This is a genomic window from Sporotomaculum syntrophicum, from assembly GCF_009932395.1.
In the GTDB taxonomy this organism is placed as follows: domain Bacteria; phylum Bacillota; class Desulfotomaculia; order Desulfotomaculales; family Desulfallaceae; genus Sporotomaculum; species Sporotomaculum syntrophicum.
Genome location: NZ_LSRS01000002.1, coordinates 305,886 through 327,678, shown reverse-complemented (window position 1 = coordinate 327,678; position 21,793 = coordinate 305,886). Strand labels below are relative to the sequence as shown.

At 45.0% G+C, this 21,793-nt stretch carries 11 protein-coding genes; all 11 read right to left on the bottom strand.

The window, feature by feature from the left end:
* Entirely contained in the window at positions 1-3,786 is a 3,786-nt protein-coding gene (locus tag SPSYN_RS03925; protein WP_161821194.1) for a glycosyltransferase, read from the bottom strand.
* Complete coding sequence (locus SPSYN_RS03920) at positions 3,783-5,243, bottom strand: FkbM family methyltransferase (protein ID WP_161821193.1); 1,461 nt, start codon at positions 5,241-5,243, stop codon at positions 3,783-3,785. The genes SPSYN_RS03925 and SPSYN_RS03920 overlap by 4 nt, the downstream gene beginning before the upstream one ends.
* A 5-nt stretch (positions 5,244-5,248) precedes the next feature.
* Positions 5,249-6,484, bottom strand: coding sequence for an ABC transporter ATP-binding protein (locus tag SPSYN_RS03915; RefSeq protein WP_161821192.1), 1,236 nt, complete (start codon positions 6,482-6,484; stop codon positions 5,249-5,251).
* Positions 6,481-7,275, bottom strand: a complete 795-nt coding sequence (locus SPSYN_RS03910; RefSeq protein WP_202623718.1) for an ABC transporter permease — start codon at positions 7,273-7,275, stop codon at positions 6,481-6,483. The genes SPSYN_RS03915 and SPSYN_RS03910 overlap by 4 nt, the downstream gene beginning before the upstream one ends.
* A gap of 17 nt (positions 7,276-7,292) precedes the next feature.
* The gene (locus tag SPSYN_RS03905; protein WP_161821191.1) at positions 7,293-8,396 is read right to left on the bottom strand and encodes a glycosyltransferase; all 1,104 of its coding nucleotides are present in this window, start codon (positions 8,394-8,396) and stop codon (positions 7,293-7,295) included.
* Positions 8,397-8,455: 59 nt separating this feature from the next.
* Positions 8,456-9,982, bottom strand: coding sequence for an undecaprenyl-phosphate galactose phosphotransferase WbaP (wbaP, locus tag SPSYN_RS03900; RefSeq protein ID WP_243152897.1), 1,527 nt, complete (start codon positions 9,980-9,982; stop codon positions 8,456-8,458).
* Positions 9,983-10,040: 58 nt separating this feature from the next.
* Entirely contained in the window at positions 10,041-12,422 is a 2,382-nt protein-coding gene (locus SPSYN_RS03895) for an O-antigen ligase family protein (RefSeq protein WP_161821190.1), read from the bottom strand.
* A 371-nt stretch (positions 12,423-12,793) separates the two neighbouring features.
* Positions 12,794-14,119: a dockerin type I domain-containing protein gene (locus SPSYN_RS03890; RefSeq protein ID WP_161821189.1), complete on the bottom strand. Its 1,326-nt coding sequence runs from the start codon at positions 14,117-14,119 to the stop codon at positions 12,794-12,796.
* 63 nt (positions 14,120-14,182) lie between these two features.
* Positions 14,183-17,227, bottom strand: coding sequence for an S-layer homology domain-containing protein (locus SPSYN_RS03885; RefSeq protein ID WP_161821188.1), 3,045 nt, complete (start codon positions 17,225-17,227; stop codon positions 14,183-14,185).
* A gap of 49 nt (positions 17,228-17,276) precedes the next feature.
* A complete protein-coding gene (locus tag SPSYN_RS03880) occupies positions 17,277-18,617 on the bottom strand; it encodes an S-layer homology domain-containing protein (RefSeq protein ID WP_161821187.1) in 1,341 nt (446 codons plus the stop codon).
* Between the two features lie 94 nt (positions 18,618-18,711).
* Entirely contained in the window at positions 18,712-21,156 is a 2,445-nt protein-coding gene (locus SPSYN_RS03875) for a hypothetical protein (protein ID WP_161821186.1), read from the bottom strand.
* Positions 21,157-21,793: the final 637 nt, after the last annotated feature.

The following is a 21,793-nucleotide window of genomic DNA, read 5'->3' as shown; positions in this document are numbered from 1 at the left end:
CTATACTTTATTTGTTGGCACATTTACTTTGGAACGGGGTAACCAGTGATATATCCAATTAGGATGGTTTGAATCTGTTAACAATTCAACTATTTGTTGGGTACTTTCCGCCCAAGTCTGCCAGTGCATACCCTCTGAGGCAGGGGCGGTTCCCGCTTGCAGGGCAGCCAACCATTCTTTTAAAGCTTCTGCCAATGCTTCCGGTGTAGTGCCGAAAAAATAACTGGCGTAATCCCCTGCTACCTCCCGGAACACAGGAATATCCCGGGCTAGAATAGGTCGACAATGCCGGGCAGCCTCGATCAAAGGCAGTCCAAAACCCTCACCTTCTGAAGCTATCAGCACGCCAGTTGCCTTTTCATAGAGTTTAAGTAACCCTTCGTCACTGATGCCCGGATGCCAGAAAAGGCGTTTGCCTGACTCCGGGTGGCTTTGCAACCGTTCAACCAATCCTTCAACCTTCCATCCCTGCTTACCTACAATCACCAGGTTTGCCTCAACGCCCTGCGCCCACAAAAGTTCAAAGGCTGCCAGGGCCTGAGAATGCCCCTTGCGCGGCTCAACAGTGCCCACCATCAGAACACTGGGCTGATTTTGCAGTAAAGCAAGATGGGCCTTAAACCCCTCGGGCAATCCTGTGGTAGGCAGGCTAGCTTCAATGTCGGCTCCCAGGTGGAACCATCCAATTTTAAAGGGACGGTGGCGCTGCAGCTGAGAACTGTCCAGCCAGGAGTTCAGCTCATCCGCTACCGCACGGGAAATACACAGGGCACCGTCGCCCTGAGCAATTGTGTTCAACCACTTTACGTGTAAATCACTAACTAAGGCAGGGAAATGGTACGGGTAGAAAACAGGTAAAAGGTCATATACAATGAAAAATACGTATCCACTCAGACTACGCACTTTATCTAAAAAATCTGTATGCTGAGGAATAATCCCTGAAGTCAGGTCGAGTCCCAAAAAAATATCACCAGGGTAGAGCTCAACTGGTTCATCAAAGAGCATATCATCAGGACAAGCCAAAAATTTCAGGGTGAAACGGCGAGCATAATGATAAGGAACTTCAGTTGTCGCATAAACGGGCTCAACTCGGAAACCATCCGGAGGGTGCTCCAACAATTCCGTTAATATACTGCGTACTACCCGCTGGACTCCACTCTTAGCATCATGCGTTACCAAAATTGATACATCCACAAGTAGCTGTCGTTGCGGTTGAGACAACGACAAATTTTCCGCCACTGCCTGAGCCAGATCGAACCACTGGCATTCCTCACTTGGGGCACCCTCCAAGGCGGCAAGGGACTCTATCAGACGGTAACGAATTACCGCTGGACCGTTATAAAAGCTCTCTATGGAACTAGCATAACTATCGGCCATCTGGCGTGGAGCGTGATGGGCATGGATATAGGTGCAAGACCTCTCGCCTAATGTCTGACGTTGTTGAGGTTCACGCCATAATGTCTCCAAAGCCTGTGCTAACTGTTGGTCCGTAAATTCATCAGGCAGCATGACAACACAGTCGGATGGAAGTTCTGCCAATGAACCGTGAGCATTCACTACGGTTGGCAGACCATAATTCATACAGTCCAGAACTGCTGCAGATGTTTCTCCTCGAGAAAGTGTACGCAACTGCACTGCTACATCCGCCGCCGCCAGATAGTGTTGATACTGCTCAGCAGGCGCGAAGCCGGTGATACTAATGCGATCAGCGAAACCGCTTTTGCGAATGGCCTCAAGCAACTCAGCTCCGTATTCACCACCATGATTTTCCCCTACAAAGACCAGTCGGCAAGTTTTGTCTTTAACCATGGGGGTAGCCAGCCAAACCTCAAGCAATCGATGGTTCAGCTTGGTAGGCCCTAACAGGCCGAAACTGCAGACCACAAAGTCAGACTCCCCAAACCCTAGCGTCTGCCTGGCATCATCGCGATTTAATGCTCGCGCCGGTACCCTTAGTAGGGGTATTATTTGACACTCCTGCGCTATCTTTGTTCCATACCACCGAACCGCCAGGCGGCGGCAAAAATCGGAATGGACAATAACACCTCTAGCCTGTTGCCAAACGCTCAGATTGCAGGGATATTTCAAGGCCAAATTCGCTATGGCATTCGACTGAAAACGGTCATGAATAGCATAATAGCCGTGAGAGAAATAGAGCGCCCGCGCCCAAATATACTTATCGAAACTAACATTATCCATTTGGGAGATAACATTGCCCAAGAAGAAATCGTGTAACACCACTACACCAGGGTGTTGCTCCAACAACCCGAACATGTGCTCGTGAAAAGGTGAGTTGCCGAAATGGTAAATCACCCGGTCATACCTGCCGGCATTCGCGTTGAACCAATCGACGCTACGCAATTGACAGTTGGCCTTTACCCAGGGGTCAGAAACTTCCAGCTGATTGATAACAACATCAATCTCATAGTAGCGTGCAAGTTCGGGTAACAACTCAGCACTGTAGTCGGCAATTCCGCTCTTTTCCGGTGGCAAGGGGGAAACATAAGCCATACGCGGTCTGTTATTAACCAGATAATATTTTTTTAACCCGTCCAATTTTTCCTGGGCTTTATGTAAACGGGCTAAAGCATCCAGGGCACTTCGGGCACTGTTCTCCCAGGAAAACTTTTTGGCCTGTTCAAGACCGTGTCGCCGAAGTTCGGCATTAAAAGATTCGTCCGTTAGTACCTTAGCAAGCCTAGCAGATATGTCAGCGTCATCGAAAGGGTCAAACAAAGCATCCGCCCGGCCAATCACTTCCGGTATACTGGAAGTGTTGGCACCGATTACGGCCGCCCCACAGGCCATAGCCTCCAAGACGGGTAGGCCGAAGCCTTCGTGCCAGGAAGGGAAAACAAAGGCCCGGCAGAGGTTGTAGAGGGCGAGTAGCTCTTCATCTGGCACAAAACCAGTAAAAACGATTTCACCGGCGCCCACCCCCTGGGAGGCAGCAAGACATTCATAGGCTTGTTTATCCCCAGGCTGTATGGAGCAAACAATGGCCAGTTGATAAGCCTGCCTTAAAGTTTGCGGTAGCTTAGCATATGCTCGGATTAAACCTTCAATATTTTTACGATAATCAATACCACCAGTATACATGATAAAGGGCTTCGCCAATCCATAACACCTGCGCAGTTCTTCAACCTTAGTGTTCGACAGTTCAACCGGCCGGAAGCAAGCATCAGCTGCAGTGGAAATGTTGACCACCCATTCCTCAGGTAAACCTAGATACTCAATTCCTTCCCGCCTTGACGACTCAGATATGGCCAGCCACAGATGCGCCCGGCGCAAATGACCCAGCTTGTGCTGGTACCATGCCTCCACCGCCGGATTTTGCAAATAATGTTCCCGGTGAATCAGGGGAATCAAATCATATAGGGTGAGTGCGGTAGGCAATGTATTGTCAAAAACACCAATGCTAGTAACTGCATCATCTCCCAGACCTTCAAATAAGCTGGAGACCAAAACCACATCCGGCTTAAGGTTGGCCAAAAAGGCTTCCCGCAGACGCTCAGCCGCCTGGCGCCGCCAGGTATTCGCGGTCTCTATTTCACTTACCGGACCTGGCGCCTGCCATACCCGGATATTTTCTTGAGAAACCAAACCGTCAAAGACCGCCCGGATGGGCTCGATAGTATCGGAAAAACTGCCGTTTAAGGTTAGGATGATCTCATGTCCTACAGCTAGGCGTGTCATGGCTTGTGCCAGTGCAAGAGAGTATCGGCCAATTCCACGGTGACGACTACCTGTGGTTTGTGCACCTTGTAAATCCAGCACTATTCTCACGGACGCCCCTCCTTTTCCCAGCTTTTAGCTGCATGGGCACGGGCTTCCCAAAGCTGCAGGTAGGTACTCCTAACCGATGCCGGGCAACCGCTCAGGTCAGGGCTACCTTCTGGAGCAGCGGAAGTCAGGCACACTAGCTTTGAAGCTTGATCATGCCGTACTGACGCGAAATTATATAAACGGACCTGAAGAAGTGGCCAGCGAGACAAATGTTTTTTTATAAACTCTTTCTGCTTGGGGTGTCGTCGTACATAGCTTAGAGCAATTTCAAAAAACCACCGGGCAATACGCATTGTTAAACCGGCTGCATATAACAGCAAGGCTTTAATGACCCCGGGGAGCCTTTTAATATACTTGTTCATCAACCGCAATGGCTTAGTTAGGCGCCAGGACCAGCTAGCATATACCGCCTGCAGTTCACGATTGACCTCTTCCGCCATCGTTTTTTGTTGCGTATGACTAACTTCCAGCTCGTTAACGCGTTTATTTACAGCATCTAGGTCTTCCTTGGCCACGTTCAATTCATTGTTTAGCTGTTCAACGTGAGCATGCAGCTCGTTATTGCGCTTATTTGCATCATCCAGGTCTCCCTTGGCCACTTTCCAGTCATTGTTAAGCTGTTCAACGTAAGCCTGCAGTTCATTGATCTCCCGCTCCCGTTCGGCCAAGGTGTCCATTAAACGCTGGTTTTCTTCCCGACCACGTTCTACTTGGTTATAAAATTCTTGCTCGCTCTGCGTTAGTTTATTGTTTAGTAATTCGCAAAAAACGCCGCTTGTGCCGCTCAAAGCAAAATTATCAAAAAAATTAGGTGGGCTTTTAAAGCGTTCCTTTAGCTCATTATGGGCTTTTGAAACATAAAACCTGTTCAGCCCGTCAAAATAAACGAATTCGTAACCGAGTTTAGTAAGCAGTGGTTCCCATTCTTCATGAGTTTCTACCTGGTTCAAAGGATAGGTACTTTCAACAACAACTACCCATGGCCTAACCTCTGAGGGCAGCCAGCCTTGGATTACTTGAGTTTCCATACCCTCCACATCAATTTTCAGCCAATGAACCTCGCGTTCCTGGTAGCGCTCTAGAATATCTGACAGAGTCAGGCAAGATACTGTTGTTTCCTTAACGGTAAAACCGGCAGCCCGGTGTTTTTCGGCAATCCGTGCATCACCGGTGCTTAAACCCGTAGCATCAATTTCATAAAAACTGAGCACCCCGCTCCTGCTTCCTATGGCTGACTGAATAACAGTTTCATCAGGACGTGCAATGCGAAGTCTATCCGCGTAATAAATTGACGGCTCTACATGAACACCACGCCAGCCCTGCTCGTAAAATGCAAGGCTCACCGAGTCAACCACAGGGTCTTGAGCACCAATATCAATATAAAAACCATTTTCTACATGTTTAAGAGCACGCCAAAGCATAACATCTTCAAAATTTTGCGCATATGAAACAAACATATCCTTTACCTCCGGCTGATTTGAAAAACAGCGTCAAGCCAGCTTGTACCTATGAAGAAGTTTTTGTCTGTGTTTATGACATCAAATACAAGGGCATTATCAACCCATTCGTAGTTGTCCTCAAGATGGGTATCTGAACTAACAAGAGCGGGAGAAAATGAATATGATCCCGGGCCCAGAGTGCAAGTAAAACGCAAAAAAAATTCTACTTCATCCCCCGTCTTGAGATTATTGACTACCTGCCGGGTGTGCCATGTATTTGTGCCCCAGACAACATGGCCTGTTCGGTCCCTAAGCATATAACCCAATACTAAACGGGGAATGTTATCGTTAATTACAGCAGTGAGTTTCAGTACTAGCCTTTGCCCAACTCTGACTGTTTCAACAGACTCCTGAGTGGCTTCGTCCATCAATATCAGACTTTTTAAAGCTGCTTGAAAATTACCTGAACGGGTAAGTAACCAACCATCTTGCTGCCGCCTTTGCTGTACGCTCAGCTTGGCGTTTTCTTTATCCGCGATTAACGCGTTGTAGTAATCCACAACTTCGTCCGGCGGACCATCTTTAAGAACTTTACCATTGTCAAGCAAAATGACACGGTCACACAATGCCCTTACATCACTCATACTGTGAGTCACAAATAGAATAGTAGTGCCTTGCTGTTTAAATTGTCTTATTTTGTCAAAGCTTTTATGTTGAAAGTAACTATCTCCCACTGAAAGTATTTCGTCCACGATCAGCACGTCCGGGCGCACGGCCGTCGCCACAGAAAAGGCTAGACGTGCCTGCATACCACTGGAGTAAACGCGAAGCGGTTGATCAAAGAATTCACTAAGTTCGGAAAAGTCTTCAATGGCCGGAATTATCTCATCAATTTGACGGTTGGATAAGCCCAAAAGACCACAGGAAAGATAGACATTCTGCCTGCCGGTGAATTCCGGATTAAAACCCAGACCCAGTTCAAGAATCGCGCTGATACGTCCATTTACTGCAATATTGCCGACAGTGTTGCGCAATGTACCGGTAATTAACTTAAGTAAGGTACTCTTGCCTGCCCCATTTTGTCCGATAAGTGCCAGTGCCTCGCCAGCATGTAAGGTAAAAGAGATATCCCTTACCGCCCAGTATTCATGCACGGGGCGGACGGGAAGTCCAAACCACCTTAGGAAACGCGACAGGTTGGAACGATAAGAAACAAAGGATTTACCCACGTTTTGTACATCAAGAACAATATTACTCATAAGACATCCACCAGTTCCGGGCCAGCCTTGCGAAACAGCACAAATGAGAACATGAACAGCGACATGGCAACAACAGCCGGCAGCCACAGCGTAGTAAAATCAGGCCATTGATTGTAAAGCAAGGCATCTTGATAAATTCGAACCAGCGGAACCATCAGGTTGATTTCGGCAAGCCAACGCAAGTTTTGCGGGATAATCTCATATGGATATACTATAGGAGTCAGCCAAAACCATATTTGCATAACCACACCTATAACCTGCCCAACATCCCTGGTAAAGACATTAAATATGCCAAGCATAACCCCCATGCCAAAGGCAAATAAGGAAATAAGCAATATACCCAGCGGAATGACAAACCAGGTTACTCTGGGAGTGTGACCAAAAAATAAAAACACTACAACGATTGCCAGCAGAAGTAATATATGGTTGATTAAAGCACTGCCCCAAACAATCATAGGCAAGCACAGGCGGGGGAAAGAAATTTTTTTAAGTGTGCTACTATACTCGACAAAAATATTCAAGCAGCGGTTTAATATATCACTAAATAGCCCCCAAGCCGCCATACCGGACATTAGGTAGATAGGATAGGCAGCCTTGTTCTCAATGTTAGGCAACTTAGCTCCAAGCACTTCAGCTAAAACCAATGCAAAAATGGTTGCTTGTGCCAAAGGATGCAGAACAAACCAAAGGGTACCCAAACGCGAACGCGCAACACGAGCCTTAAGTTCTCCACGTATAGATGACTTAATAAAGTGGCGGTATTGCCATAAGGCTATAAGCATATTTTTCATTATGTTTTAATGCCACCTTAAAGATTGCTTTTATATTCATTGTACTTAGATGTTACAAAATCATTTATTTCCAATTCAAATCGTGCTTTACCAAAACGTTTGGCAAAGTCGGCAATCGTTTCCTGAATGTAATTGGATTCAGAGTTAATAAACCTGTTAACAGCAATCATCAAAGAATCAACTGACTGCTCCGTAAAAAACATACCCGTTTGTCCATCTATCACCGTCTCAAGGGCTCCGCCCCTGCCAAAAGCAATTACCGGGCGACCGCATGCCTGAGCTTCCACAGGCATAATTCCGAAATCTTCTTCACCTGGGAAAATAAAAGCCCGGCATTGCTGATACAAGCTGCGTAATTCTGAATCATTAACCTTCCCTAAAAATTTGACACAAGGACCTGCTATCTTTTTCAAGTTTTTATATTCCTCACCATCACCGATAACCCAAAGGGGAAGCTGCAGACGCGAGAAAGCTGCAACTGCTAAATCTGTTCTTTTATATCCTACCAGCCTCCCGCCACATAAAAAAAAATTTCTTTTATCGCCATTTGGATGGTAAAAATCCGTATCCACCGGTGGATAAATGACGTTGGAATCATGTCTGTAATGTTTTTTAATCCTCCCGGCAACGTGGTGGGAATTAGCAATATAATAATCCACCCGGTCTGCGCTAATACGATCCCATTGTCTGATCTGTTTCATCTGCCAGGCAATATAACTACGCATCAGTAGTCCCTTTTTACCTATGTATTCATGATAAAAGTCCCAAGCATACCGCATTGGGGTATTACAATAACAAATATGACAAGTACCTGTACCGGTGATGATACCTTTGGCGCAACTGGAAGATGAACTGAGTACCAGGTCATATTCAGATAAATTGAATTGCTCAACTGCCAGGGGCATAAATTGTAAAAAAAACTGGTGTTTTTTGCGCCCGAAGGGAATCTTTTGCAAAAAAGAAGTTCTGATATCCATATACTTAAAACTGTCAGGTAGACGGCTTTGGTCATAAAAAATCGTGTAAACCGGTGCCGCGGGGAAAACACTGTGAAAGCTCTCAATCACCCTTTCCGCTCCTCCATAGTTTGTCAACCAATCATGCACCAGCGCAATTTTCATTAAATGATTCTCCTATATAGGATATAGTATTAATATACCTTCCCATAATAATCTCAAATCTAATATGCGCCCTTACCTTTTAAGACCACGACCACAGTTCGCATCAATATTGATATATCCAGCCACAACGACCAGTTTCTAACATACCATACATCAAGCCGCAGGCGTTCAGCAAATTCAACATCATTCCGCCCGCTTACCTGCCAGAGTCCGGTTATACCGGGTCTGGTAATCAATATATCCTCCCGCCCCAGCATGTTTTCCTTTTCTCGTGGTAAATAAGGACGTGGCCCAACCAGGCTCATGTCGCCCTTTATAACATTTAGCACCTGGGGCAGCTCGTCAAGGCTAAATCTTCTTATAAAGGCACCCACTCTGGTAACACGGGGATCATAATCCTTAAGCTTGGCATATTTCTCCCATTGTTTCCGCGCGTGGGGGTTTACTGCCAGGTATTGTTCTAAAATTTTATCAGCGTTGGAGTACATTGTCCTAAATTTGTAACATTTAAATTCTGTACCATCTTTACCGATACGAGTATCACTAAAAAAAATTGAACCCCTTGAATCTATCTTAATAGCAATGGCCAGGATTAACATGAGTGGAGTAAGTAAGCAAAAAAGTATTAAAGAGACTATAAAATCAAATATCGTCTTTGTTATCAAGTTAAACCGGTCATTCAAATTGTTTTTTAGTTTTAAAACGAGGGTTCTTTCGTTGAATAAATGCTGAACCTCCACACCCTCCATAGCCATATTAAAAAGGTCGGGGATTACAAGAAGGTTATATGTCTTGCGCTGAAGCTTGTTAACCAAATTCACCAGCCTGTTGCCAGTTAGTCCGGGAGCAGCCACAATTACATCATGTACTCCGCTCTTTTCAATAATGATTTCAGCATCGTCAAAGCCTCCCAGCACCGGAACCTTTTCACCTGACGGTAGTTCCGGCGGATGCTTTTGCTTTTTGATATCGTCATCTAAAAAACCAATCGGTTTATAACCAATGAAGGTTTCTCGATTAAAGGCATTAAGTATGAGTTTTCCAGTTTCACCTGCCCCTAGAATAATAACCGGCCTTTCCCATATATGTGCTTTAAACAACAGTTTTTTACTAAAATAACGCATAGCAGGTAACAGAAACAAGCTAAATATCCACGCAAGCATTACCAGAGCCCTTGAGTTTTCATTACCCTGTTTGGTTAAAAATACAAAACATACAGCTACTAAAAAAGCTAATGTGGTTGTTTTGACTATTTGTCCGGCTTCTTGCCAAAAGGGGACTCGCCTTGAATATGCTTTTTCAAAAATGAAAAACATGCACCCTAGAATAGGTAACCACCAAAGCGCATATACAAACTCCCATGAGGTTCGGGGCAGGTTGTTAAATAGCACCGGAAATAATTCTACGCGGATTAGATATGCCATTATTATACTAAGGCAGAAAGCTGCAATGTCAGTCGTGATCAATAAAGGAATTGCTAAGGATTGGCGTTTATTATAGGTGACCACCGGTATATCTGCGGAAGCACTTTGTATCGCCCCGGGGTATGCCCCTCCCACAACGCCTAAACCGTTATCATAGCCCACTTTTACCACAAACCCTTTCTAACCTGAAAGAAGCTGGCCAGCCAGCCCTGGCTGGCATTTATAAAACAGGGATGCTCTTTAATGCCTGATAATTTTGCATTAGCTGGGGATTTACTTGATTTATCTGATTAAGCAACTGATCAGCTTCTGCCTGGTTGCCTTTTCTATCTTGTACTAATCCCTGCCATAAAAGAGCCTGCCCCTTTATCTCGCTGTTTTCGCCTTGAGCTGCCTGCTGCAAGTAATTGAGGGCATCGGAGAACATGCCCAAGCAATAGGCGGCCTGCCCCTTAACAAGGTAAATTCGTTCAGTGTCCGCCAGCAATGGCCCCTCCCACAAATCTTTATCGATATCGGTTAATTGTTTCTCTTGTTGGCTGATGAGCAGGCTTACATTTAAAGCCTTATTTAGATATGCTTTAGCATCCTCCCGGTTGCCTGATTGCAGCTCACTAATACCTAGATTTAAGTAATTAGTGGCATAACCTTCATAAGCCTCTATACTATTAGGCGTAAGTTTATAGATATATTCGTTTTCTCTTGCCGCCTGCTTATTCTGTCCGGCAGTCAAAGCAATTTGAATATAGTTGTTTCTGGCTGCAACTGAATACATACTTTTATTTACCGCTAATTTGGCCTCTATTAAAGCAATAGCCAGGTTGCCTTGCTTAGCATAAGCCTGGGATAGAACCAGGTGATAATTTGAGTTATGTGGGTTGTATAAAGAGGCCTTGCCCACGTACTCAATCCCGCGATTTATATCGTTTGCATTAAGGAATTGGTATCCTTTGTTGCCCAGGCTATTGGCCTGCACCAGAACAGCGGCTCCTGAAAATATTACGACCATACATATAGTAGCAAGCGCCGGCGGTAAATATTTTATTGACTTATGTTGTATTGGTGCTTTAGCTTCCGACCTATCTTCCAGAGGGGTTGCCAGAGCGCTTGTCACACCAAATATGCACCATAAGAGTATCGTTATAGCTGATAATGATAAATCAAAATCAACTACAGCGTGACCGCCAATCATTAAAAACATTACCAGGAACAGCCATATCAATTGCTTGTGCGACATATCGTTTAATTTATCTCTTAATTGCCTGAAGGTTAAAGTTATATAGGAAATCCACAGGCCTAATACAACTGCCATGCCGGTAAGTCCTGTCTCCACTGCCACCTGAAAATAATAACTGTGCGCTTGCCGGGTGGTGTAGCGGAAATTTAAAAAGGCTTCGTAAGCTTCTTGCCAGCCCCCGCCGCCCCAGCCTAGAATAGGCCGTTCTTTAATCATATCAATGGCGCTGCCCATGTAGTAGAAGCGGTGGTAGGCCGTCCAGAGGAAATCAAAGCCGGTTATCTTCTCAATCAAACCAGGTTTTACTGCAAGCCATATGACACCAGCTGCCAGAGCCATCCCAGCCAGGGAGACAAAGGCCAGCAAATATTGTTTAGGGCTATCCCCCCATTTGTTGGTAGCTAAATTGCGTATTAAACATATGAACATTTGTATAGCAACAGCAAGTATTATACCGCCGGCAATCCATAGCCAGGCCTGCCAGTTACTCCCGTTCTGTACCGAACCAATGAACTGCTTGCTTGCCAGATATGCTACAGCGCCCAGGCCTCCGGCGGTAAGTAATGTATAAAGCCGCTTTTGGCTGCCCAGGCCAAGCAAGTAGATGACCAACACCAGGGCAAAAACCAGTAAACCTGCCCTGGACTTCGAGGCAAACAGTACTGTCAAAAGAAAGAAATTACCAATTAGATAAAGGAAATATAATGCTTTTAATTTATCAAACCCATATGTGGTATGCTCATTAAAACTTTTATACCACAGGTAGAACCCGATAAAGATAACTGCGCCCAAATAGGCGGCCAGCGCGTTATGATACTGGAAAGTAGACGAAATAAAACCACCAAACTGGCCAACATTATACCCGTCCTTAATATGTATCAGCCCCGTAGCCGTAGCCAGCCCGGCCAGAGCCACGCCAATGGCGCTTAGATAAATTACGTGTAACAGTTTATATACATCACCTTGATTGCGCACTAGCCGGGAAGCAGACCAGTAGACCAGGAAATATAGAATGTTCTTGACTACTTCATCTATGGCCAGCCCTTTGTTCACCGCAGTAATGGTGGATATTATGTAAATCAATGGCAGGGCTAAAGCAAAGTAATCCATCGGCCCACGTAAAAATATATGATCGTTTTGTAGCCAGCGCCATAGAAAGGTCAACCCAAATACCACGGTGGCAAATATAAGCGTTTTTTCCTGCTCCGGTGCAAAGAAAAGCCCCCGTAAGTAAGGCGGGAGAAATAGCAATAAGGCCAGACCCCAGAAAGCTATCTGATGCAGCATACCAAATTCAAGATAATCTTTATTATCTAAAGTTTGTTTAACTGTTACTGAACTGACCCTTTTCTTTTTGGCAGTCATTACGTTACACTCCATTGTCATTCATTAACATTCCCATATAAACACTCAAAACGTTAAACTAATGATTTCTAATTCAACAAATAATTGCACGATCCTCCCTTTTATCCAATTATTGATTTCTAATAGCCACAAAAGCAACATCAGAAAACGATTAGCTTCAAATCCCCCATTTTCTATTACTTTATAATTATCAGAGCTTAATTGGAATGAGCAAGCTGAAAGACCTGGAACTAACAAACCAATAAAATTAATAAAGCTCCGTGCTTAAATTTAATATTTAACAATGAAATACCCCCTTAAAAAATATTATAGCTAGAGAAAGACCCTAGAAAGGGCTTTCTCTAGCTAAATCCAAACCTGAATCTTTAAAATTAAACTTGTTTTTGCAAGACCAAATTAATTATGGCCACCACATCAGCCACAGATATCCTGCCGTCACCATTTATGTCGGAAGCATATCGCTCTTCCGCGGTGGGGGTTTCCTTCTCCAGGGCAAAGTTTACAGCTTTTATCACATCGGATACGTTAATAAGTTTATCGCCGTTAACATCACCCATGATACGTGTAATTACTACGAAAGAACCATTATTAATATTTATATTACCGGCAGCTACAGTCTTAGAATCTGTGTCACTCAACACAACACCGCTAAACTGGAGTTCGCAACTCTGTCCGTTCTGAACTTCATCGTTCACTTTGAACTTTAGTACAGCGATAGTCCCGGTACCCTGGGGGATAGTGGCGCCGTCTAAGTCGGCAATTACTAATTTGCCATTTTGCTCATTATAAGCAACCATGAAACCATCTGTTAAACTACCTTCATCTATATCCTGGTACGTCAGCAGTTCATCACAAGTGCTGATAACCAACTCAACCCCGGCAATGCCGCCCGTACTGTCCAGGGTTACAGGCACTTCAATCACGTCTCCAGGCAATCCTTGCAGTTCAGGCAGATCAAAAGTGGCCTCGATAGTAGTGTTGGTATTAGTTGTGGTTTTAAATGACTCTATTTCCGATGCTGTACCCGTCCCCTCACTGTTGGTGGCGTAAGCCTGGTAATAATAGGTTGTGTTTTCAGCCAAGCCTGTTAAATTCTTGCTAAACAATCCTGTTAAATTACTTTCCCCTACTATTAACTTGTTAGTTAAAGAGGATTCGTTTGTACCCCATTTAAAACCATACTCAGTGATAGCTGCGTTACCATTAGAGGTGATCTTGCCGTTTAATGTAGCTGATGTTGTGGCTATATCCGTTGCACTTAAGGTTTGCAGTGCCGGTACAACCTTTGGCTGGGGCACAGTTTGGACAGTTAATTCAATGTTTCTTACATCACCAATTGTATAGATTACAGGTTCAGAAGCAATTGCATCATATTCCTGGCCGCCGATGACCACTTTAAAGACCACAGGCTTACCAACTTTTGTGTAGTCCGCATCTCCTTTGTCATCATTAATATCTCCCAGGAAGTTAGAAAAAGCACCATCTTTAATATGTGAATTAGGGTCAATATCCTTACTGACCAGTTCGTCGTCAATATAAGCTCGCAACAAACCGGCTTCTACGGGAGTTTTACCGGCATCATTATATACTGCAGTGCCATCATAGACTGCAGGCATCACCGGGGCGGCAAAAGCTGCACCAGCTACAAACATAACCATGGCAATGGCTAACAAGGCTATGCAAAATTTTCTTCCCATATTAATATTTCACCTCAATTCTTATATTGCGGCGCTGTCCATATAACAGCGCCGCAGCATTCTTTACTTCTCCAAGAAACGCGAAATCATTGCAGACGCTTCAGCCCTGGTAGCATTCTTTTGCGGCCCGAAGGTGTTGTCGGGGTAACCGCCTACCAGCCCTTCGGCCACGGCTGTTACTACATAGCCCCTGGCCCAGGCTGCAATAGCCTGATCATCGGCGAAGTCGGTCGCTGCAGATGCATTGGCCAACGCAGTGCTTTCCTTATCCAAAGCTCTGACTAAAATAGCCGCGATTTGCTCTCTGGTAATCTGGGCGTTGGGCATAAACTGCCCGCTATTGTAACCTTTCACCAATCCGGCTTTGGCCGCAGCTTCAACATACCCGTAATACCAGGCATTGCTACTTACATCGGTGAAGGACGGGTCGACCGGCTTCTCCTCGGCCAGTTCCATCGCCTCAACGATTATTTTGGCAAATTCAGCCCTGGTGATATTATTAGCGGGTTTAAATGTGCCGTCCGGGTAGCCGGAAATGATCTCTTGCCGGCAAAGGTCAGTGATAACATCATAGGCCCAGTGACTATTCGGCACATCTACAAAGGTGCAGTTAATGCCGGGTTCATTATCGGCCTGACCAGTTATGGTGTTAAATTTCCAACTAATTACTTTGTTGTAATATGAAGAAGAGTTTGATTTTGAGCACCTTACCGTATCCTCTGGAATGGTGACCGTATATTCAGTGTTTAAAGCAAAATCATCATGGTCAATGGTCAGTATGTCATCGTCGATGGTTACATCAATACCACCTACTTCATTGCCGTCGGCATCTTCGATGGTGATTTTGTCCAGTGCATCGTTCGACACTTTGGCCACCTTGATATCAAAGGTAACAGATACTTTGGCGTCTACAGCTACATTTTTAGCATCCTTAGCCGGGTCATATTTTTTGACTACCGGCCTGCTGCAGCTGCTGCCGCCTCCACCACCGCCACCGCTACTGGAGGATTTAGTTTTAAAGTTCAGCGTATCCCCATAAGTGCGGTCAATTTCGTTGCCGGCGAAAGCTTTAAAATAATACGTAGTGCCGGACTGCAAATTACTTAATTTAAAGCTAAAGTTACCCGAAACATCTTCCGTGCCCACTAGCTCGGTGGTCCACTCTGCCTGATCCTTACTCCACTGGAAACCGTATTCATTCAAGGCAGCACCGCCATTGCCGACAACACGGCCGTTTAGCACTGCTGATGTTCTATCTACACTGGAGGCGTCTTTGGTTTCAACTACCGGAGCAGTTGGTTCCTCAACGGTTGGCGCCTCGAGGGTAGTAAAGCTTTTAACAGCGCCATACGCAGTACCTGAATCATTAACGGCGTAAGACTTAAAGTAATAAGTAGTGTTTTCCGTCAATCCGCTCAGGTCTTTGCTGAATGCTCCGTAGGGCTCACTATCGCCCAGAACTTCCTTAGTCCAGTTAGCCTGGTCGGTGGTCCACTCAAAGCCATACTCAGTAACCGCGCTGCTGCCAGCTGCTTCTACCATACCTTTTATGGTAGCCGAAACTTTAGTTATATTAGCAGCGTCTAGGGTCTGCACGGTGGGCAGATCAACTACATCCTGCTGCGGTACAGCGAAGAAACCGTCAATGGCGACAACATTCTCAATAATGCCGGCGTCGCTTTCCACCGCCTCAAATCCGCTCAGTTTGAGCGCACAGCTGTCACCGGGCTGAGCATCTTGGGCTACCCGGAAAGATAGCACCACTACACTGCCTTCACCCTGCTCAATATTGGCGTCATTTTGCGGGTTGTAAATCAATACCCTGACAGCGCCATTTTCCAGTTCATTAAGGTTGGTGGAAAATTCATCCGCTGGGGTAAAATCACCTGCTGCAAAAGACTCATAGGTGAGTAAGCCGTTATCGCACTTAATATCAAATTGTAAACCTGCCACATTACCCAAGCTATTAAGTTTAATGGGTACCTGCACCAGACTTCCGGCTTCACCGGCAACATCGATGGGCGCCGAAATCACGGTGTCGGCATCGGTTGCCGTGCTAAAAGCACTGACATAGCCATAGCCGGTTCCTACAGAGTTTACCGCATATGATTTATAGTAGTAAGTTGTACCTTCCGACAATTCGCCTAAATCGGCGCTGTAGCTTCCAATATGATTGTTCGTGCCCGCTACACGTTTAGTCCAGGTGCTGAAATCGGAACTGTATTCAAAGCCATATTCAGCTATATCCGCACCGCCGCTAGAGATAATACTGCCGTTTAATGCGGCCGTATTTCCGTTAACCTCTGCTTCGTTAGTTTTAACTGTTGGAGACTTGTTTTCACCGGATGGTGGATTAGATGTTGCGAAGGTTACCTGGTCGCCGTAACCGGAACCTTCAGAATTCCTGGCAAAAGCTTTGTAAGAATAGCTGCCACCAGCAGTTAAGCCGGTTATATCATAACTAAATTGGCCGGTATAATCATTTGTGTCTATAACTACAGTTTGCCAGTTAGTATTGTCTGCGGTCCATATAAAACCGTATTCTGTAACCGGAGCACCGCCATTATTTTCAATTGTCCCGTTTAGTGTAGCTGAAGTTCCTGTAATGGCAGTGGCAGCTCCTGTTTTAACCGCAGGAACTGTATCGGGAAGATCTATTTCCTCACCGGTACTAAATGTAATGGTTACAGCCTCGGCCGGGTTGCCGGCGTGATCTTGAATCGCTCCGTAGGGAATATTGATAATATAGGTGGTGTCGGCTTTAAGCCAGGCTTTAGGCGTTATAACCAGTTGGTTAAGCTGAATGTCTTTACCGTAAACATCATCTAAAACCACATCTTCACCGGATGAATCCTTGAAGGTTATCAAATCAAGTTTGCATTTTTCTGCATCTAAAATCTCATTTTCATTAAAGTAACAGCATACCACCTGCAGTGCCAAATCCACCTTGGTGGCTCCGTCGGCAGGAGTTGAATAATCGAAAGTTGGCGGTGTGGTGTCGGTTTGGGCCATTGCAGTCATGGCGCCAAAGGCGCACAGCACAAGGGCCAACATAAATACCAGCACTCGCGTAGTCTTGTTAAAGGAACACTTGTCCTTGTGCAACAATGAATTTCCCTCCTTAATAAAGCACAATATTATCGGTTATTAAATGATACTATTCAAGCAGGTCCAACAGACGGGAAACCATTGCTGCAACCTCAGCCCTTGTGACATTGTTACCGGGTTTAAAGGTGTTATCCGAATACCCTTTAACAATCCCATTGGCCACTGCTATGGCGATATCTTCAGACGCCCAGGCTGCAATTGCGCTATTATCGGCAAAGGTTAGCTCTGCCTTTTCTTGTACACCAAGTTTCTGGTTCAGGATACGGCTCATAATAACCGCCAGTTCCTGTCTGGTGATGTTATTTTGCGCATTTACAGCCACTCCGCCACCCGGAGCCGGATAGCCTTTCAGCAAGCCGTCGTTTACGGCTGCAGCCAGTGCCTGCCTGGACCATTGTGGAATACCTGCTTGATCGCTAAATGTATCAAGAACCGTTTCACTTTCTGCGTTCAGGTTTAACGCCCTGGCCAGTATAACAGCACATTCAGCTCTGGTTATATTCTTGCCGGGCATAAAAGTGTTGTCGGGGTAACCGGTGATTATTTGTTTGCCGGCCAAAGCTTTAATGGTTGCTTCTGCCCAGTGACCGTTTAAATCAGTAAAAGAGACATCGATATTATTATCTGCCGGGGGCTCCTGATTGGTGTCTTCGTTGGTGCTACCAGGCTCTTCAGGTTCTGTAGAAGCATCCTGGTTGTTGCCACCGCTGCTAGGTGCACCGCCGGCGCCGATGCTATACGCAAAAGTTTTAACGGCGCTGTACAAATTATCTTTCTCGGCCACAGCCTTGAAAATAGTAGTGCTTGTCACGGCGATAGGCGCAGTATACTCCTTTTTGCTCTGGCTATCTACAGGACTGGTATCATCGGTAGTGTAATAAATTTTTGCGCCGGTAGTAGCAGATTTAAAGCTTACTTTAACGCCGGCGGAATACTTGCCGGGTACCGGACTGGCTGTGGGGGCGCTCAAGGAAACCTGTGACGCACCGGTTAGATTTACGGTAAGGTTAACCATGGGGAAATTATCCCCGCTAACAGCGCCAATTGCGAACTTTACCTGAGCAGGATCGCTTATGGCAGTGTACTCATTACCGTTAACGACAACCTTAAAGGTTACGATTTGATCTTGCTCACCTGTTACTATAAGGTCCTGGTAAGCGCCACTTTTAATAGCAACTTCTCCCTTTACCTCGTTGTTAATATATGCTTTAACAGTGCCTGAAACGATGGCGGTGCCATCGGCTGCTTTTACCGTCCCGTCATAAATTGCAGGAAATGCAGGTATAGTTGGGGCAGCTGGCTCAGCAAATGCCGCACTGGCCAGGCACATGGAGAAAACCAGAGCTAAAGCGATGACAATTCTTAACGATGCACATTTTCCAGCCGTCATGTTAGCACCTCATTATTATTATAAAGTTGGCAGGGTGGGTTACCAAGATAACCCACCCCAATTGAATAACTAATCGATTTGCATGAGTTTATTATTATTTTCCGTTGTAGATGAGATCCTGCCCGATATTGGCGGCCAGTTGCTGCCATTCGGTCAGGTATGCCCAGTAACCGTCACCATTGAATAGCTCTGCGTACTCGTCGGTTTCTTCACCATTGGGGGTGACCCAGGAGTAGCTGATCCATTCGGCCAGGTTGCCCAGGTATTGGCCGGGGTTCCAAACCAGCTTGGAGCCTTTATACATGGAACCCAAAGCTAAATAAATATCATCGGACTGTCTGTATAAGGGTCTTCCGTCCTCTTTATTGGTGTCATTCACGCTTACACCAACCAGATTCCAACCGGCGTTAAGGTTACGCACTTGTGGCATCATCAGTGACGGATGAGTTACGCGAGCAAATACATACTCAGCCACATAATCAGCGGTGCCAAATTCGCCTCGCTGACTGGTCTTGACAAAATAAGCCTTCAGCGGTTCAACAACTTCGGTTGGGTCTACTACACGCCAGTTGTTGATCTCTTCCCCGGCTGTCTCATCCCAGGTGATGATCTTGGAATATTTGACTCCGTTAGCGTCCAGCAGGTCTTTAAAAGTGCCGTAAGCTTCAGGATTACCGTTAGCTTCCACGCACTTCTTGGCCAGATACTTAGGCGTAGAAATGAGCTGCCATCTATCGAAGTCCAGTTCACGCATCAATTCAACAGGAGTGACGAAAGCAATTTCTACTACGTTTGAAGTAATAACCACTTGCTGTTCGTTCATGAAGGAAGCCTCAAACTGTACTGTTTTACCGGCCCAGCTTTCAGGAACGTAAATATAGAAGTGTTGTTTAACTGTGCAATAGGTTGCATTAAAGCAACGGCATAAATCCTGGCAACCGGTGCATTTGTCGAAATCACAAGGTATGCAATCTGCATCAGGTGAATAAGCAGCGATTAACTCTGTGCTGACCACAAAGTCTTTAAGTTCTCCACCTTGTTCACCAACTTGATAAGCCTTAACACATACACTGTAGTTATCGGCTGCGCCCATGCCTGGTATGCTTAGGGTATCAAGCCACACTGCAGCTTCCAGAGGCCAGGCGGCCCGGGCTTTTTTGTCGTTAACGTTGGTAGCCAGAGGTTTAACTTCCAGGTTAAGATTGTTGTTTAAAGAAATGTTAGTATCACATACAGCACTTGTCAGGTTTGCGGAACTGGCTACCAGCTTAATGGGGATGTCTACAGTTCCTCCCTGTCTTACGGCTTCGGGTATAGCGACATCGGACATAATGGGCTTAAGGTATACTGTAACTTGATTTTGCCCGGCAGGAATAACGATACTTCCGATTTGGTTTTGGTCAGCAGCGCAATCTTGGGCAGTTGCATAAAAGTGGCCGGCAACTTCCGGGATACCACCATTTGTGTAGAAAGCGTCTAATTTAATAACCCGAGCAATCTCGTTGGTGGCCAGGTTTTTACATGCGCAATCATCCAACAGTTGAATAGTCAGTTCATTGCATTTGTTGAACTTGAGATTTGTGGGGCATTCTTTCCAGGCAACAGTTACAGGTGCATTGCCGATAAGTTTAAATCCATACGGCTCCGACACGAATTTGCATTTATCATTCGATTTATTCCAAGCAATACCCGATATTACATCGTTTCTTTCGGCAACGATTCTGAATTCATATTCACCAGCGCATTGATCTGTTGGTATACCACAACCAAATTCTCCTTTAGCGTTGGTTTTGACGTTACCAGAACATAAATTACTGATAGTTTCCCAGTTGCAATCGTCTTTTGCTTTTACCTGCACGCCGACGTTGACATTGCTCATGCCATCACCATTGCAGTTTACAACTTTGCCTGTTACGTAAAGGCAGCTACAGGCGTCTTCAATGGCTGCATATTGAACATCAACAACACCGGCCGGCCAGTAATAAACAGGGAACATTTTCGTTAAGGCATCATTACAGCAACCGCTCACCGTCATTTTAAAACAGTAGGTTTCTTCCTGGCATGGTGCGGTGGCAATAATGTTCTGCAGTTTATCACCAACCACAATTGTATTTACTTTTGCTTCGGAATTGACCAGTTCCTGCATAGCAGGAATGCTTAAAGTTACCACATTACCAGCTATTTGAGCTGTAGGCTGAGCAAAGTACCAGTTTCCGTCATTAGTGTATACTTTAACCGGCACGGTCAACCCTGTTGTTGCGCTTAAATCGAAATCGCCCTCTTTATTAGTAGAGTCAAAATCGATCGCAATAGTTACGTTATCGGCGTAACCAAAGCAACTAGCGTTTAGATTCAACCCTGTGGCTTCGAAAACATAAGTCGCTTTTCCACTGGCTAAAGCGTAGTTAGGGCCAAAACAATCAGCAGTGGCCTTAACCTCAAGATTATTGTCGGCTGCCATTGCCGCACCGGCAAACATAAAGCAGCACAGTGCAACAATAGACATAATCAGCATAAATTTGTTATTTCTTTGTGACACTTAAGTTTCCCTCCTTCTCGTTGGTACTTGGTAACTCGGACCATATTGTTGTTCAACTAAATTACTACCAGGCATCCCTCCCTTACTTCATATATATAATGCAATTTCATGCATCACTCCTTCCATAGAATTATTAATATACTTAGCAAATTTACCTTACATACCATGTTAATCCAAATCATCTTATTAGACACGCTTTAGCCATTAAAAGTTCCGCAATTGATTATATACTGCTCTAGTTTTTCAGAAATGTATTTATCCAAGTTATATTTATTTATAAACCGTTAAATTATTACATTAATTAATTGATTTTAAATATACCTTTACCTTCATTAATATGTATGAGCAAATTGTCTCCGCCGATAAGTCCCTGGCGGTAATCCGCCTGTTGCTTTTAGTGAGCCAAAAATACAAATAAGAATAGAAATAAACGCTTTTATTGGTTAATTAATCTATGCATAGAATAATCATACATGAATTACTTTAAATTATCAATAAATTTTCTGCTAATTTGACATCGTCCGACCGGACAAGAACTTCGATAGCCGCACTTAACACGAGCCTGCCAGGTTAATCAGCTTATTTACTGTATATATACCTGCACTACCAGGAAATGTTTGTTTAGAACAACACAGGA

Excerpts from the sequence above, each read along its gene's own strand:
- SPSYN_RS03920 (WP_161821193.1), bottom strand. The coding sequence starts at position 5,243 with ATGTTTGTTTCATATGCGCAAAATTTTGAAGATGTTATGCTTTGGCGT.
- SPSYN_RS03880 (WP_161821187.1), bottom strand. The coding sequence starts at position 18,617 with ATGACGGCTGGAAAATGTGCATCGTTAAGAATTGTCATCGCTTTAGCT.
- SPSYN_RS03895 (WP_161821190.1), bottom strand. The coding sequence starts at position 12,422 with ATGACTGCCAAAAAGAAAAGGGTCAGTTCAGTAACAGTTAAACAAACT.
- SPSYN_RS03890 (WP_161821189.1), bottom strand. The coding sequence starts at position 14,119 with ATGGGAAGAAAATTTTGCATAGCCTTGTTAGCCATTGCCATGGTTATG.
- SPSYN_RS03905 (WP_161821191.1), bottom strand. The coding sequence starts at position 8,396 with ATGAAAATTGCGCTGGTGCATGATTGGTTGACAAACTATGGAGGAGCG.
- SPSYN_RS03915 (WP_161821192.1), bottom strand. The coding sequence starts at position 6,484 with ATGAGTAATATTGTTCTTGATGTACAAAACGTGGGTAAATCCTTTGTT.
- SPSYN_RS03910 (WP_202623718.1), bottom strand. The coding sequence starts at position 7,275 with ATGAAAAATATGCTTATAGCCTTATGGCAATACCGCCACTTTATTAAG.